The organism is Thermohahella caldifontis (assembly GCF_041153465.1).
In the GTDB taxonomy this organism is placed as follows: Bacteria; Pseudomonadota; Gammaproteobacteria; order Pseudomonadales; family Oleiphilaceae; genus Thermohahella; species Thermohahella caldifontis.
Genome location: NZ_CP154858.1, coordinates 2,338,721 through 2,353,296 on the forward strand (window position 1 = coordinate 2,338,721; position 14,576 = coordinate 2,353,296).

The 14,576-nt window shown below is 60.6% G+C and carries 15 protein-coding genes and 1 pseudogene; 6 read left to right on the forward strand and 10 right to left on the reverse strand.

Annotated features, from left to right (window positions below):
• From AAIA72_RS11345 to AAIA72_RS11360, 4 genes are all read left to right on the forward strand, one after another.
• Positions 1-1,044 carry a spermidine/putrescine ABC transporter substrate-binding protein gene (locus AAIA72_RS11345; RefSeq protein ID WP_369600429.1) on the forward strand — a complete coding sequence of 348 codons (1,044 nt, stop codon included), beginning with the start codon at positions 1-3 and terminating at the stop codon, positions 1,042-1,044.
• Position 1,045: 1 nt separating this feature from the next.
• Positions 1,046-3,568, forward strand: coding sequence for an EAL domain-containing protein (locus AAIA72_RS11350; protein WP_369600430.1), 2,523 nt, complete (start codon positions 1,046-1,048; stop codon positions 3,566-3,568).
• Between the two features lie 66 nt (positions 3,569-3,634).
• Positions 3,635-4,600 carry a calcium/sodium antiporter gene (locus AAIA72_RS11355; protein ID WP_369600431.1) on the forward strand — a complete coding sequence of 322 codons (966 nt, stop codon included), beginning with the start codon at positions 3,635-3,637 and terminating at the stop codon, positions 4,598-4,600.
• Positions 4,601-4,862: 262 nt separating this feature from the next.
• Positions 4,863-5,531, forward strand: a complete 669-nt coding sequence (locus AAIA72_RS11360; protein ID WP_369600432.1) for a hypothetical protein — start codon at positions 4,863-4,865, stop codon at positions 5,529-5,531.
• Positions 5,532-5,870: 339 nt separating this feature from the next.
• On the opposite strand, the gene AAIA72_RS11365 is transcribed toward AAIA72_RS11360, so the two are convergent.
• Positions 5,871-6,206, reverse strand: a complete 336-nt coding sequence (locus AAIA72_RS11365; protein WP_369600433.1) for a hypothetical protein — start codon at positions 6,204-6,206, stop codon at positions 5,871-5,873.
• Between the two features lie 155 nt (positions 6,207-6,361).
• On the reverse strand, positions 6,362-6,733 hold the full coding sequence (locus tag AAIA72_RS11370) for a hypothetical protein (RefSeq protein ID WP_369600434.1): 372 nt from the start codon (positions 6,731-6,733) through the stop codon (positions 6,362-6,364).
• Between the two features lie 312 nt (positions 6,734-7,045).
• On the opposite strand from AAIA72_RS11370, the pseudogene yghU reads away from it, so the two are divergent.
• Together yghU and AAIA72_RS11380 are read left to right on the forward strand one after the other, a co-directional pair.
• A pseudogene (gene yghU / locus AAIA72_RS11375) lies at positions 7,046-7,899 on the forward strand (glutathione-dependent disulfide-bond oxidoreductase).
• 8 nt (positions 7,900-7,907) lie between these two features.
• Positions 7,908-8,597 carry an SOS response-associated peptidase gene (locus tag AAIA72_RS11380; protein ID WP_369600435.1) on the forward strand — a complete coding sequence of 230 codons (690 nt, stop codon included), beginning with the start codon at positions 7,908-7,910 and terminating at the stop codon, positions 8,595-8,597.
• On the opposite strand, the gene AAIA72_RS11385 is transcribed toward AAIA72_RS11380, so the two are convergent.
• The 8 genes from AAIA72_RS11385 to AAIA72_RS11420 form a co-directional block, all read right to left on the reverse strand.
• Positions 8,581-8,673, reverse strand: coding sequence for a 30S ribosomal protein THX (locus tag AAIA72_RS11385; protein ID WP_369600436.1), 93 nt, complete (start codon positions 8,671-8,673; stop codon positions 8,581-8,583). The two genes, AAIA72_RS11380 and AAIA72_RS11385, sit on opposite strands and share 17 nt — an antisense overlap.
• Positions 8,674-8,778: 105 nt before the next feature.
• Positions 8,779-9,114, reverse strand: a complete 336-nt coding sequence (locus AAIA72_RS11390) for a hypothetical protein (protein WP_369600437.1) — start codon at positions 9,112-9,114, stop codon at positions 8,779-8,781.
• Positions 9,092-9,376, reverse strand: a complete 285-nt coding sequence (gene nrtS / locus AAIA72_RS11395; RefSeq protein ID WP_369600438.1) for a nitrate/nitrite transporter NrtS — start codon at positions 9,374-9,376, stop codon at positions 9,092-9,094. Before nrtS ends, AAIA72_RS11390 begins: the two co-directional genes overlap by 23 nt.
• Before the next feature lie 251 nt (positions 9,377-9,627).
• Positions 9,628-9,972 carry a hypothetical protein gene (locus AAIA72_RS11400; protein WP_369600439.1) on the reverse strand — a complete coding sequence of 115 codons (345 nt, stop codon included), beginning with the start codon at positions 9,970-9,972 and terminating at the stop codon, positions 9,628-9,630.
• Between the two features lie 24 nt (positions 9,973-9,996).
• Positions 9,997-10,290: a hypothetical protein gene (locus AAIA72_RS11405; RefSeq protein WP_369600440.1), complete on the reverse strand. Its 294-nt coding sequence runs from the start codon at positions 10,288-10,290 to the stop codon at positions 9,997-9,999.
• A gap of 150 nt (positions 10,291-10,440) precedes the next feature.
• Positions 10,441-10,878 carry a universal stress protein gene (locus AAIA72_RS11410; RefSeq protein WP_369600441.1) on the reverse strand — a complete coding sequence of 146 codons (438 nt, stop codon included), beginning with the start codon at positions 10,876-10,878 and terminating at the stop codon, positions 10,441-10,443.
• Complete coding sequence (locus AAIA72_RS11415; protein ID WP_369600442.1) at positions 10,871-13,471, reverse strand: TRAP transporter permease; 2,601 nt, start codon at positions 13,469-13,471, stop codon at positions 10,871-10,873. The genes AAIA72_RS11410 and AAIA72_RS11415 overlap by 8 nt, the downstream gene beginning before the upstream one ends.
• Before the next feature lie 93 nt (positions 13,472-13,564).
• Positions 13,565-14,545: a TAXI family TRAP transporter solute-binding subunit gene (locus tag AAIA72_RS11420; RefSeq protein ID WP_369600443.1), complete on the reverse strand. Its 981-nt coding sequence runs from the start codon at positions 14,543-14,545 to the stop codon at positions 13,565-13,567.
• Positions 14,546-14,576: the final 31 nt, after the last annotated feature.

Consider the following 14,576-nt stretch of genomic DNA (forward strand, 5'->3'; position numbering starts at 1 on the left):
ATGCGGCGTTTATGCGGATTCCTGTTTATAGGGCTTTTCCTGGCCCTGCCGGTGCAGGCCACGGAAACCCTGACATTCCTGACCTGGGAAGACTACATCGATCCGGAGCTGGTCAGCGAGTTTGAGCAGAAGAATGATGTGAAGATCCGTTTCGTCTATTTCGAGGACGATGACGAAAGGGAAATGATCCTGGCGCAGACCAACGGCATCGGCTTTGATCTGGTGCTGCTGGATTCCGCGCTGGTGCAGAACTACATCCGTCAGGGATGGCTGGAACCGCTTGACCGGCAGCGGATCTCCAATGCGGCCCACATCCGCATGCCCTGGAACCGGGCACCGTTGCCGGACACCTTCTACGAGGTCCCCTACTTCTGGGGCACCGTGGGCATCCTTTACCGCAAGGATCGCGTCAATCCGCCGCCCACCTCCTGGAAAGCGTTCTTTCAGCCTGCCGAGCCCCATCGCCACCGGATTCTCAGTCTGAACACGGTGAGCACGGTCTATGCCATGGCCCTCAAGGCGCTGGGGCGCTCCATGGTTGACGTGACGGAACAGGACATTCAGGCTGCCACCAGCCTGCTGGCCTTCTTTGCCCCGTATGTCACGGCCTGGCGAAATCCCACGCTGAAAACGGATAATGAATTCAGCCGTGGTGAAATTGATATGGCCATGGCCTACAATGGCGATGCGCTGCAGCTGATTGACAAGGATGAATCGGGTCAGCTGGCCTTTGTGGTGCCCGAGGAGGGGACCGGGCTGTGGATGGATTCGCTGGCCATACTGAAGTCGTCGCAGAAAAAGGTGCTCGCCGAGCGTTTCATCCAGTTCCTGAATGAGCCTGAAATCAATGCCCGCAACGCGCAGACACTGTACTATGCCACACCCAACACGGCCGCCGAGGCCCTGCTGCCGGCAGACTTCCGGGCCAATCCGGCCGTGTTCCCGCCGGAAGCCATCCGGGCCCGCAGCGAGGTCTTTACCGTCTGGCCAGTCGCCATCAACCGGCTGGCGAGCCAGAAATTCGTGGAGCTGACATTCCGCTGAGATGAAGCCATTCCCCGTTCCGGGCCTGCGCGCCAAGGTCATTCTCATTCTGGCACCCGTGGTCATGATCCCGCTGGTGCTGATGAGCTACCTGTTCTTCACGCAGCAGGCCAGCGAAATGAGCCGGCAGGTGGCCAGCCAGTCCGAACGGGCCTGGCGAACCACCGAGCAGGCACTCCGGCAACTGGACCTGGAAGCGGGCATCCAACTGCAACTGCTCAGCCAATTACCCCAGATCCGTCAATATTTCATTGTCCAGGACGAGACCCAGCGAGACTTCCTGTTGTACCGGCCGATCCTCGAGACTTTCCGGACCTGGCTTTCCGTTCAGGCAGCCTATGAAGCCCTGATCATGACGGACAAGGCCGGCCAGCCCGCCGTCAGTCTCTACAAACCCGGTCGCAAGGACGCCACGGACACCAAGCCACCGGGGGAGCAGGCATGGTTCGGCCAGCTGTCCGCCACACCGGCGGGCGAGACGTTCCGCACGCCTCTCTGGAACGGCCAGGACCTCAAGCTGCTCTATGGCCGTCCCATTCCCATGACCACCTACAGCGACTGGAAAACCAGCAGCAAGCAGGACATCGGGGGTTACCTGGTGCTGCGCGTGAATCTGGAGCCTCTTGCCCGGAGGGTGGCACAGCTCGCGCTGGGCAAAACCGGTTTTGCGGTGCTGCTCGGGCCTGACCATGCCCCCCTGAGCCAGGCCGAAGCGTTTCTCAGATCCGACCTCAAGGCGCTGGCCGACCTGACCGCCGTCCAGCCGGAAGGTACGTCCCTCAGCGCAGTGGAACTGAAGGGTGCCGGCTACTTCACCCGACTCTACGAACTGCCCTACGGACTGGAGCTGATGACCGTCTGGCCAGCAAAGGAGACCGTCGAGCTGGCCCAGAAAGTGGCGCGCCAGACGGTACTGGGGCTGACCGTCCTGATCGTGCTCACCGGATTGGTGCTGCTGGTGCTGTTGCACCGGATTCTGGTACGGCCCATTCTGGATCTTCAGGACATGGCCCATGACATCGGCCATAACCGCATGCACTCGGACAACCCGGATCTGGACCGGCATCTGGCCACGGCCTCTCGGCGTGACGAGATCGGTGCCCTGGCACGTGCCTTCCAGGACATGAACATCAATCTGCGCGCCACCAGCATGAAACTGCGCCAGATTGCCTATCAGGACAGCCTCACGGGGCTGGCCAACCGCAACCTGTTCTCAAGCTACCTGAACAAGGCGCTGGCAGCCGCCAAGCGCCACCACCACCATCTCGTGGTCATGTACATCGACATTGACGGCTTCAAGGAAGTCAACGACACCCTGGGTCATGATGCCGGCGACAAGGTGCTCCAGGAGATCGCCCGCCGTCTCCGGACCTGCCTGCGCGAAGAGGACATGATCTCCAGCATGCGCCAGGTCAGTGCCGCCCAGGACAAGGGTGAGCTGTCCCGGATCGGCGGCGACGAGTTTGCCATCATCCTGCCCCATGTGACCGAGCCGGCTTCCGTGCGGCTGGTGGCGGAACGGGTACTGGATGCCCTGCGCAAGCCCTTCGAGATTCACAACCGGACCTATCACCTGGGTGCGTCCATCGGTGTGGCCATGTATCCGCTGGACGGGGAAGAGGCGGTGGAACTGCTCAAGCGCGCCGACATCGCCATGTATCAGGCCAAGGCCAAGGGCAAGAATCAGGTGGAGTTCTACAGCCAGGAAATGGAAACCAAGGCTCTGGAGCGTCAGAATCTGCTCCAGGACCTGCGTGTGGCACTGGAAGCAGGTCAGTTCGAGCTCCACTATCAGCCGCAGCTGGACCTGCGCAGCGGGCGCATCTGTGCCGTGGAAGCTCTGCTGCGCTGGAAACATCCGGAAATCGGCTACATTCCGCCGGATCGCTTCATTCCCGTGGCCGAGGACAGCGGGCTGATCGTGGATATCGGTCAGTGGGTGCTGGATGAAGCCTGTCAGGCCGCCGTGCGGCTGCATGAAGCCGGCCTGCCCTGGCTGCGGGTGGCGGTGAACTTCTCCACCGTTCAGTTCCGCAAGACCCAGGACATCGTCCGGCGTGTGGAGCAAAGCCTGACGCGACACGCTCTGAACGGGCGCTTTCTGGAAGTGGAGATCACCGAAACCGCCATCATGCAGTCCGGCGAGATCGCGCTGGATACCCTGTTGCGTCTGCGGGAACTGGGCACCACCATTGCCATGGATGACTTCGGCACCGGCTACTCCTCCCTGGCCACCCTGCGCGACCTGCCCATTGATGTGCTCAAGATCGACAAGTCCTTTACCGACGGCATCCTGATCTCACACCAGGGCCAGGCCATCGTCCGCGCCATTCTCGCCATGACCCGCGAACTGGGCATCGAGGTGGTGGCCGAGGGCGTGGAGCAGGCGGAACAGGTGGCATTCTTCCAGCTCGAACACTGCCATGTCCTGCAGGGCTACCATATCTGCCGGCCCATGCCCGAGCCGGATCTGGCTACCTGGATCCTGAACTTCGATCCCGCCCTGATGTCACCATCGGCCTGAGTCCGTATTGCCGGGATGGCGGGACATTGCTAGGATAGCCGGCCCAAAGGGAGGAGAGTACACACCATGTTGCTGGCTGCACTGGCACTTCTGGCTGGCCTGATCCTGCTGACCTGGAGCGCGGACAAGTTTGTGGACGGCGCCTCGGCGACGGCCACACATCTGGGCATGCCGCCATTGCTGGTCGGTATTCTCATCATCGGATTCGGCACATCGGCTCCGGAAATGGTTGTCTCCGCGCTGGCCGCTGTGGAAGGCAACCCGGGGCTGGCGGTGGGCAATGCCATCGGCTCCAACATCACCAACATTGCATTGATTCTGGGGATTACCGCGCTGATCAGTCCGATCAGTGTGCATTCCAGCCTGCTCAGGAAAGAGCTGCCCCTGCTGCTGGGTGTCACCGCCCTCGTATGGGTGCTGTTTCAGGACAGCATGCTGGACCGGCCGGACGCCTGGGTACTATTGCTGGTATTTGCCGGTTTTCTGGGCTGGTCAGTCATCTCTGCCCTCAACGCCCGGCAGGACGCCCTGGCTCAGGAGGTGAGCGCGGAAGCAGCCAGCCATGCCATGCCGCTGAAACAGGCGATTTTCTGGCTAGTGGCGGGGTTTGCGCTCCTCGTGGGCAGCAGCCGCATGCTGGTCTGGGGCGCCGTGGAAATTGCCCAGGCCATGGGCGTCTCCGATCTGGTGATCGGCCTGACCATTGTGGCACTCGGCACCTCCCTGCCGGAACTGGCGTCCTCCATTGCCGCAGCACGCAAGGGTGAACACGATCTGGCGGTGGGCAACATCGTGGGATCCAACCTGTTCAACACCCTGGCGGTCATTGGCATTGCCGGGGCCATTGCCCCCGCCCCCTTGCCGCCTGAAGTGCTGACCCGGGATCTGCCGGTCATGTCTGTCGTGACGGTTCTGCTCATGGTCATGGCGGTGGGCATCCTTGGCCGCGGGCGCATCAACCGCATCGAAGGCGCCCTGTTGGTGGGGGTATTTGCCGCCTACGACGGCTGGCTGATCTATTCACTGACCTGACAGCCGCACATTCCCGCCATCTTGTGAGGTGCCCGCCCTGGCACCTCCGGCCAAAGCACCCAGCGAGTTGACCCTGCCCATCCCGGTCCGGCCTGAGGCACGCCGTTCCTGTAACCATTTGTGAACGGAATACTGGACGCCACACGTCAAAAATGACTACACTAACGCCGACTCCCCGGTGGAGTAAGTGCTAACTCATAACAACTGGTGACAAATCAATCTGCCTGACAGGGCAAAACACTGAGGACCAAGGCTTCCACCCATGGGCATTACCGTATTTAAAGACAGTGCAGACAGTACCCGCACCTATCTGCGGATTACCCGGGCCATCAATGGCAAGGAGCAGCAGCGCTACGTGCGCGTGGAAGGGAACAGCAAGGCCGCCATGCAGAAGGCCATGAAGAAGGCCCGCGAAATCGACCAGCGGCTGGCCCAATGGCAGGCCGCCGTACGCCATCTGATGACGTTGCGCGGCGAACGCCTGATCCATGAGGACGGCTCCATCGTCGGCCTGCAGCTGCAGGTCCGCGACCGGGAGGCCCGCGGCCCCTCCATCGAGTTCAAGATCCGCGTGAAACTGCCGGACAAGCCCGCCGTGTTCAAATCCGTTTCGGTCAATCGTTATGGATTCGACACCGCATTCGACATGGCGCTGGAGCGGATCTGCGAGCTTCGCGACATTCCGCAGGACAGCGAGGCCATGGAGAAGATGAAGGCGGCACGGGCCTTCTACAAGAAAAAGTATGATGCCATCCCCAACAAACCCGAACCGCGCTATGCGCCGCCCAAGAAGGCCGCGCCTCCCGGATCCCGCAAGCGCGGGAAACAGCACACACCGGAAGATGACAAGGGTGATGGATTGCTGGATCAGTTTACCGGCTGGCTCAAGGAAGAAGTGGAACGCTTTGCCAGCAGCAAACTGCGTAAATAGGACATGACCTGTCGTCAATGTATTACACGCATTGACGGCACCTGACCATATTCTGTCACATCCATCCCTGTAAAATGAATCGTGTCAGGACGACAAAGGCTCAGGGAAACGGGCCAGGGAAAAGCCGGGGTGGCAAAGCATCAGGATGATGCCAGAGCAGGGATGACCACAGGATGGTCAGGGATGAAGCTTCCTCCAGGATGGAGAACGCAGGGACAGCACTGCTTTAGGGCGCGGTCACAGTGAAGTGACCGCGCCCTTTCTCTTTTCGCTCCCGGGATTCAGGTGTCGCACGGATCGGGCGGGCACGCACGCACCCGCCTTCAGACCAGCCCGCTGTCAGCGAACTGCAACAACGTTACCCACTGATGCGCCCTTGGGGGCCACGATGGTGAGACGGGCCTCCTTGCCGGCTTCCAGCTTCTTCATCAGCTTCGCGTCGGCAAGGCTCAGCAGACGCGGACCCGCCTCCCAGCCCAGAAAGGCATTGCCCGGCTGATCAACCAGGATATTGCTGCGCTCCGGCACCAGTTTCAGGACAGTCGCCTTCAGCTCGACCCGGACCTCCCGGATCTCCCTGGCCGACACCTCGTCCCCTGCGCCCTCGGCCCAGCTCGCCACCGGAAGGCCCAGCAGTGTCGCCAGCAGCAGGTGTCTGATCAATTGTCCGTTCATGTTCTGTGCTCCTGTGAAAAAGGATGGATGGCTTTCACTATACCACGCGCCGGGGCAAAAAGTGATCAGTGCGTCGCATCCTTACACAGGGTAACACTTTGACGCAGCAGGGATACAGGATCCTCACATCCGAAGGCCGCGAGTCGTTCATGCCCTCAGTCAGTCGTGTCCCCTGCTGCCTCATCCCGGTAGGTTGCACTGACCTGCCATGCCGTGATGGCCGTCTCGGAACATTCCGTATCTGACGCCACATGCAGGGTAATGAGCTCCAGCGGAGGCTTTCCCGGTCTCGGATAGGTAACATGGTAGACCTGCCGGTAGCGGCCGCCCCCGAGTGGCTCGGATGCCAGACGCTCGGCCCTGACCGCCGCCGTGTCCAGCTCTGCGCTACCGACGACGCCCGCATTCTTCAGGTACACCCATCCCATGGACACTACCCAGCCATCCGGATGATTGCACAGGGGATCCGCCATGAGCGGAGAAACCATCATGCCCCACAGTGCGGCAGCAGACCAGATACCCTTCATCGTACCACCTCCAGTATCTTGTCGGGGCTATTGGCAACCTGCTCCCTGACGGACCGGCTCATCACCATGCATCCCGTGGAAGCGGCACTGTTGCAAAAGAGTTCTCCGCTACTTTGATCATCCTTCCATGGCACGGTTGAAAATCTCCCTGATCAAACCTACTGATACCAACCTGTTACACCCGGCATGATACATCCGGCCGGCTCACGGCTCCATCGGCCATTTTTCCTCCCCACAGACACCCCCTTTACCCTGCGGCCACTTCGTGATTGACTGTGTCCAGCATTCCGATTCATCAGAAGGTGAGACACCATGACCGATCAGAAGTATGTGCCTCCGAAAGTCTGGACCTGGGAGAAGGAAAGCGGCGGCCGCTTTGCCAGCATCAACCGGCCCGTGGCCGGCCCCACCCACGAGAAGGCGCTGCCCGTGGGCAAGCATCCGTTTCAGCTCTATTCCCTCGGCACTCCGAACGGGGTGAAAGTGACCATCATGTTCGAGGAGCTGCTGGCGCTGGGGATTGAGGAGGCCGAATACGATGCCTGGCTGATCAACATCATGGAAGGTGATCAGTTTGGCAGCGGCTTCGTGGAGATCAATCCCAACTCCAAGATCCCGGCCATGGTGGACCGCAGCGAGAATCCGCCGGTCCGGGTCTTCGAGTCCGGGGCCATTCTCATGTACCTGGCGGAAAAATTCGGTCAGTTCCTGCCCACGGACCGGCCCCGCCGGGCGGAGTGCCTGTCCTGGCTGTTCTGGCAGGTGGGCAGCGCGCCCTTTCTGGGTGGCGGATTCGGGCATTTCTATGCCTACGCACCGGAGAAGTACGAGTACCCCATCAATCGCTTCACCATGGAGGTCAAGCGCCAGCTGGATGTGCTCAACCGCCACTTTGCCGACCACGAGTACCTGTGCGGAGACCTCTATACCATTGCCGACATGGCCACCTACCCCTGGTACGGGGCACTGGTGGAAGGCAAGCTCTATGATGCTGCCGAGTTTCTGGACGTGAAGTCCTACACCCATGTGCTGCGCTGGGCGAAACAGATCCATGACCGGCCGGCAGTGCAGCGGGGCCGGCGCGTGAACCGGACCTGGGGGAAGAATCGCTGCAGGTACCGGAGCGGCACAGCGCCGCGGACCTGGATCTGCCCGAAAACAGCTGAGCGGCGTCATGTGCGGCCGCTACAACATCATTGATGATCCCCTGACCCGGCAGCTTCTGCTGGATCTGGGGGTGAACATGCGCCTGCCCACACGCTACAACATCGCGCCCACGGAAACGGTGCCGGTGGTGTGTGAAACGGAATCGGGCCGGGCGGTTCACCCCATGCGCTGGTGGCTCACCCCGTCCTGGGCGCGGGAGGTGGATACCCGTTTCAGCATGTTCAATGCCCGGGCGGAGAATCTGGAAACCAGCAAGGCGTTCAAGGGGCCGTTCCGTCACCGGCGCGGCATTCTGCCGGCGTCAGGCTTCATCGAGTGGCGCCTGGAGAACGGCCACAAGCAACCTTACTGGATTCATCACCCGGAGCAGGCGCTGGCACTGGGCGGGATCTGGGATGTCTGGGAACGATCGGACGCGTTTCTGGAGTCCTGCGCCATCGTGACCGTGGACGCACCACCGGGCTTCAGGCCCCTGCATTCACGGATGCCGCTGATTCTGCCGAGGACGGCCTGGGAGGTGTGGCTGGATCCGGACGCGCCGCCGGAGGATGTGCGGCAATGTCTGAAACCGGTGGATCTGAGCGGGATGGTGGCGGTGCCCGTTGACCGGGCCATCAACAACAGCCGCAACAAGGACGACCGGGCAATCCGCCCGGTCGGTGAACCGCTTTACCTGCCCCTCACGCCTTCTTCTTAGGGTGCTTGGGCCGGCTGTTGCCGTAGGAACCGCGTGCGATCTTGCCGCGACGGGTACGACGATCACCTTTTGCCATGCGCTTGCTCCTCTTTCAGTTGAAATCGAAACACACCTGACCGGCGATAGTGTAGCCGTTTTTCTCAGGGCTTCAAGGCAGTCCAGGTGTGATACCGGATTCTCCCTACACCTTGATCGGAGGCCGCCGGTTGGAACGCGGGTCATCCCAGGGCAGGCTGTCGGGATCGTACCAGCCCACGCATTCCAGTGTCGCACGCCGGGTGCGCTCGGAGAGCGTTTCCCAGATCATTTCGAAGCGTTCCAGACCCCGGGCCTGACGGCCCGCCGAACGACTCTCCAGCAGTTCGATGACCTGTGGCAGGCGCAACGCTTCGTCCAGCTGACCGGGCACAAAGACCACCTGCCCCAGCACCTTGCGCTTGTGCCGGCGCCGCCTCAGCACCTCTCGAAGCGCTCTGGCCAGTTCCAGAGCCTGATCAGGACTCAGCTCGGTGTCCATGGTTCCTGTCTGCGGAGTGCATCGAACGATTGATCGAACGCAGCGCCCCAACCGCACCATAGGTCGCCACCAGATAGGGGACGAGATAGGTCAGCCCCACCTGAATCCAGCGCCGGGCCGTCATGGTGCCGGCCAGCATGGCATCACCGTGATTGATCAGCCCCAGCAGTGTCCCCACCACCAGCGCCACCTTCAGGGAGCGCACGACAACCGGTCGCTGACAGGCCAGCGCCAGCCATCCGGGTTGCGATGTTTCGTGCATGCCACCTCCTCGTCCGATGCAAACACTCAGTGTAGCGCAAACGGTGGACGATGGGATCCACCTCACACTCATGTCAGTTGTCCGGCAGACCCTGCGCGATCCGGGAGGCATAGCCCGAATCGAAGATGGATTCCGTGATCGTTCTGCCGTATGTGCTTCCACACTGCTTCGTTGTTCATGCAGAGCGGAGAGTGTTGCCAGGTGATGGCACAGGATGCGGATATGTGAGAGGCCCCGGCTTCGGGGCTTCGTCAGGCGACAGCCTTTTTTGTATTTTTACCGGCTTCTTCAGCTTTCCGGGCCTGCTCTGCTTCAGCAGAAGCCTGATTGAGCAGGCGCTTCTTTTCACACTCCACAAACCGCTGAAGGATCTGCTTCATCAGCGGCTGATAGCCCAGACCGTGAATCTTGGCCAGCTGCCTGAGATCTTCCAGGAGTGATTTCTGGATGCGTATGGAGATCATCTGAAGTCCGAGCGAATCATCCAGTGCCTCTTCATTAATGTCATTCGCGATGGCCACGAACTGCTCTTCAGCGCCGAGCTCCCGGTTTTCCCAGGCGTCCACGCTACCTTCAATCTTTTTTTGCTTGCTCATCGTCTTGTCTCCCGCTACGGCGGATTATCTGCTTTTCGCAAACTTCTCGTATATTTCTATTTCTTTTTCGTTGGCCTGATAGGCTGTTTTGATATGTGTTTCCCCATTGTCGTATTGGATGAAAACCACTTTCAATAACCTGCCCTGGTTGGTTTCCGCTACAAACCATTTCGTTGGCGGGTCCGTACGATGATTTTCGCGAGTGTCGGTCAGGAACTTGCCATCCCGGTTGGCAAAGCACTCAAGAATCTCATCTTCAGAGACGCCGTGCTTTTTCTGCAGCTTCGTTCTGATTTTCTGTGTTATGTTCAGCGTCATGCATGTATGACCAGTCCTTTGTGTATATACACAATGTATATACTGGCATGCCCCCAGTCAAGCCAGATCGGCATGCCCCCCTGTAAAACCGGGAATGCACCGGTTTCCCGGCACATTCCCGCCGCTGAAACAGACCGCCTTGCGATGACGTCAGATGCGTGGCTTGACCACCATGACGGACACGCGGGCGTTCTCGACCACCTTGTTGGCCACGGAGCCCAGCATCACGTCGCTGATGCGCTTGCGGTTGTGGGCCCCGATCACGATCAGGTCACAACCCGAGTCCATGCGCTCGCGGATGATCTCCTTCCAGGGCGTGCCCTCGCGAATGGCACAGGTGACTTCGAGATCCTCGGGAAACTCGCGTGCCACGAAATCCCTGAGCGTCTTTTCCAACGCCTTGCGTGCCTTGTCGAAGGCATCCTTGGGGAAGTAGGACGCCACCATGGGCATGGTAAAGCCCGGCAGGACACTGACCACGTGAACGGATGCACCGTCCACCCTGGCCAGCTTCACCACATACTCCAGCGCCTCACGGGCAAACTGAAGTTCTTCAACATCCACCGGAAAGAGTATTTTCTTAAGCATGGGCCAGGCCCTCCTCGCGGCGCACACGCGCCTTCTGACTCATGAACACCACCAAAAGGAGCAACAATGCCGGTACGAACATCCACTGCTTGTCGGGCCGGTCAAGCTCCTGCTCCACATCCAGGATCTGCCAGTCGAAATCAATGCCTGCCTTCTGGGCCGGGCTGTCGAAGCCCACCATGTCCACCACCATGATACCGTTCTCCTCACGCAGGGTCAGGCCAATGGCTTCCAGGCGGCTCTGGCCATCCACCTTCGGTCCCAGCGGCAACGCCACAATCTTCTCGACCATATCCCCGTCCAGGGTTTCGCCCTTGACGCGCATGCGCAGGGTTGCGTTGTCCGGCAGCGCTTCCGCCACCTTGTAGATCTCCGTACTGGGCATCTGCTTGATGGGCGGATAGATTTCATCCCACCAGAATCCCGGACGGAACAGGGTGAAGGCTACCAGCAGCAGGGCAGCCGTTTCCCACAAGCGGTTGCGGGTCATCCAGAAGCCCTGGGTTGCGGCGGCAAAGACCAGCATGGCCAGAGTGGCGCTGAGAATGGTCAGGATCAGATGGGGAATGGATTCGATCCCGATCAGCAGCAGCTCGGTGTTGAAGATGAACATGAACGGCAGGATGGCCGTCCGGATATCGTACATGAAACCCTGGATACCGGTACGGATGGGATCGCTGCCCGCCAGACCGGCTGCAGCAAAGGCCGCCAGCCCCACTGGTGGCGTATCATCCGCCAGAATCCCGAAGTAGAACACGAACAGGTGCACGGCAATCAGCGGCACGATCAGGCCATGCTGGGCTCCCAGGGTCACGATGACCGGCGCCATGAGGGTGGACACCACGATATAGTTGGCCGTGGTGGGCAGCCCCATGCCCAGGATCAGGGAGATACCGGCGGTGAACAGCAGCATGAGGATCAGACTGCCACCGGAAATGAACTCCACAAACTCGGTCATGACCAGCCCGATGCCGGTCAGGGTGACAGTACCGACCACGATACCGGCTGCTGCAGTGGCCACGCCAATGCCGATCATGTTGCGGGAGCCGGAGACCATGCCTTCCGTGAAATCGTTGAAGCCTTCCTTCAGGGTCTCGGACAGGGACCGGGTTTCGCCCCGGAAATAAGCCAGCAGGGGCCGCTGGGTCAGCACCACGAAGATCAGGAATACCGTGGCCCAGAATGCCGAGAGTCCGGGCGAGAAGCGCTCCACCACCAGACACCAGACCAGCGCCACGATGGGCAGCAGGTAGTGCAGACCCGCCAGAATCGTCGGCCCGGCCTCGGGCATCTCCGTCAGTTCCGCCTCGGCATCTTCGATTTTCAGCGGCGGTGTCTTGGCTGCCACCCGCACCAGGGCAATGTAGGCCACGATGGTCAGGGCGGCAATGATCCAGGTGGCTGCGTCGCCAAAGACATCCTTGGTCCAGCCGATCCCGTAATAAACGATGGCGGCGATCACTGCAAGCAGCAGGAAACTGCCCACGAAGGCCATCAGGCTCTGGGCCAGGGTGCGCTCGGTGCGGCGCGGCAGCCCCTGCATGCCGGCCTTCACGGCCTCCAGATGCACGATGTAGAACAGGGCAATGTAGGAAATCAGCGCCGGCAGGATGGCATGCTGAATCACTTCCACATAGGACACCCCCACATACTCCACCATCAGGAAGGCCGCGGCCCCCATGATGGGCGGGGTAAGCTGGCCGTTGGTGGAGGCAGCCACTTCCACGGCTCCGGCCTTGTAGCCCGGGAAACCGACTCGTTTCATGAGCGGAATGGTAAAGGTTCCCGTCGTGACCACATTGGCGATGGAGGAACCGGAAACCAGCCCGGAAAGACCGGAAGCCACCACCGACGCCTTGGCCGGTCCGCCACGCATGTGGCCGAGCAGGGAGAATGCCACCTGGATGAACCAGTTGCCGGCCCCCGCCTTGTCCAGCAGGGCACCAAAGAGCACGAACAAGAAAACGAAGCTGGTGGAGACCCCCAGCGCCACACCAAACACCCCTTCCGTGGTCAGCCACTGATGGCCGATGGTCTTGGTTAGACTGGCCCCCTTGTGGGCAATCACATCCGGCATCATCTGGCCACCGAAGGTATAGAACAGGAACAGGGCCGCCACCACCATCAGGGGCGGTCCCAGTGCACGGCGGGTGGCTTCCAGCAGCAGCAGCATGCCGGCAGCGCCCACCGCGATATCAAAATCGGTAAAACTGCCGGAACGGCCGGCCAGCTCGTCGTAAAACAGGTACAGATAGGAGGCGGCGAAAGCGCCAGCCAGTGCCAGCACCCAGTCGATCACCGGAATGTGGTCTCGGGGTGACTTTTTGAATGCCGGGTAAGCGGTATAGGTCAGAAACAGGGCAAATGCCAGGTGAATGGCCCGGGCCTGGGTGTCATTGAGCACCAGAATGTCAAACACGAACGGCAGGGGCGAGGCATACCAGAGCTGAAAGCAGGCCCACAGGAACGGAACGATCCATAGGATCTTGCCGGGAATGCCTTTCGGATTGCGCGCACCGGTATCGGACTGGGCAACCAGTTCCTGAACATCAATTGCAGGTGCGGATGACGTGTTGCGGGATGATTCGCTCATCGTCGGATTCGCTCTTCTGACTGAACGGGACTGCCCCGGGCAGGCCGGGGCAGACGTGAAAGGAATGAATCCCCGGCAAAGCCGGGGCGGCCATTACATCAGGCCGGCTTCCTTGTAGTACTTGATGGCACCCTTGTGCAGCGGTGCGGACAGGCCGTCTTTGATCATCTCTTCCTTCTTCAGGTTGGCGAAGGCCGGGTGCAGCTTCTTGAACTGCTCGAAGTTCTCGAAAACCGCCTTGACCACGTTGTACACCACATCCTCGGGCACATCCGCAGAAGTCACGAAGGTGGCGCCCACACCAAAGGTCTTCACATCACGATCCGTACCCCGGTACATGCCTGCCGGAATGGTGGCATAGCGGTAGTACGCGTTCTCTTTCACCAGCTTGTCGATCACCGGACCGGTCACATCCACCAGCACCGCATCACAGGACGTGGTGGCTTCCTTGATGGAACCGCTCGGATGACCCACGGTGAAGACAATGGCATCCACCTTGTTGTCACACAGCGCCTTGGACTGTTCTGCGGACTTGAGCTCGGAAGCCAGTTTGAAGTCGTTGAGCGTCCAGCCCTTGGCGTTCATGACCACTTCCATGGTGCCACGCTGGCCGGAACCCGGGTTGCCGATGTTGACACGCTTGCCCTTCAGGTCGTCAAAGTGCTTGATGCCGCTGTCGGCACGGGCCACGACGGTGAACGGCTCCGGGTGAACGGAGAACAGGGCACGCAGCTTCTTGTTCGGGCCCACATCCTTGAACTTGCTGGTGCCGTGGTAGGCGTGATACTGCCAGTCGGACTGGGCCACACCCATGTCCAGCTCGCCTTCACGGATGGCGTTCAGGTTGTAGATGGAACCGCCGGTGGACTCCACGGAACAGCGGATGCCGTGCTCCTTGCGGGTCTTGTTGACCAGACGGCAGATGGCGCCACCCGTGGGGTAGTAAACCCCGGTCACCCCACCGGTTCCGATGGTCACGAACTTCTGTTCTGCCGCAGTGGCTGATCCGGCACCCAGTCCGGCAAGTGTCAGTCCGGCCGTCAGGACGGCGCTGGCAAAGTGCTTCAGTTTCATTGTGCTTCTCCTCGTTGTTGTTGTCGCTCAG

Excerpts from the sequence above, each read along its gene's own strand:
- AAIA72_RS11345 (WP_369600429.1), top strand. The coding sequence starts at position 1 with ATGCGGCGTTTATGCGGATTCCTGTTTATAGGGCTTTTCCTGGCCCTG.
- AAIA72_RS11350 (WP_369600430.1), top strand. The coding sequence starts at position 1,046 with ATGAAGCCATTCCCCGTTCCGGGCCTGCGCGCCAAGGTCATTCTCATT.
- AAIA72_RS11355 (WP_369600431.1), top strand. The coding sequence starts at position 3,635 with ATGTTGCTGGCTGCACTGGCACTTCTGGCTGGCCTGATCCTGCTGACC.
- AAIA72_RS11360 (WP_369600432.1), top strand. The coding sequence starts at position 4,863 with ATGGGCATTACCGTATTTAAAGACAGTGCAGACAGTACCCGCACCTAT.
- AAIA72_RS11365 (WP_369600433.1), bottom strand. The coding sequence starts at position 6,206 with ATGAACGGACAATTGATCAGACACCTGCTGCTGGCGACACTGCTGGGC.
- AAIA72_RS11370 (WP_369600434.1), bottom strand. The coding sequence starts at position 6,733 with ATGAAGGGTATCTGGTCTGCTGCCGCACTGTGGGGCATGATGGTTTCT.
- AAIA72_RS11380 (WP_369600435.1), top strand. The coding sequence starts at position 7,908 with ATGTGCGGCCGCTACAACATCATTGATGATCCCCTGACCCGGCAGCTT.
- AAIA72_RS11385 (WP_369600436.1), bottom strand. The coding sequence starts at position 8,673 with ATGGCAAAAGGTGATCGTCGTACCCGTCGCGGCAAGATCGCACGCGGT.
- AAIA72_RS11390 (WP_369600437.1), bottom strand. The coding sequence starts at position 9,114 with ATGGACACCGAGCTGAGTCCTGATCAGGCTCTGGAACTGGCCAGAGCG.
- nrtS (WP_369600438.1), bottom strand. The coding sequence starts at position 9,376 with ATGCACGAAACATCGCAACCCGGATGGCTGGCGCTGGCCTGTCAGCGA.
- AAIA72_RS11400 (WP_369600439.1), bottom strand. The coding sequence starts at position 9,972 with ATGAGCAAGCAAAAAAAGATTGAAGGTAGCGTGGACGCCTGGGAAAAC.
- AAIA72_RS11405 (WP_369600440.1), bottom strand. The coding sequence starts at position 10,290 with ATGACGCTGAACATAACACAGAAAATCAGAACGAAGCTGCAGAAAAAG.
- AAIA72_RS11410 (WP_369600441.1), bottom strand. The coding sequence starts at position 10,878 with ATGCTTAAGAAAATACTCTTTCCGGTGGATGTTGAAGAACTTCAGTTT.
- AAIA72_RS11415 (WP_369600442.1), bottom strand. The coding sequence starts at position 13,471 with ATGAGCGAATCATCCCGCAACACGTCATCCGCACCTGCAATTGATGTT.
- AAIA72_RS11420 (WP_369600443.1), bottom strand. The coding sequence starts at position 14,545 with ATGAAACTGAAGCACTTTGCCAGCGCCGTCCTGACGGCCGGACTGACA.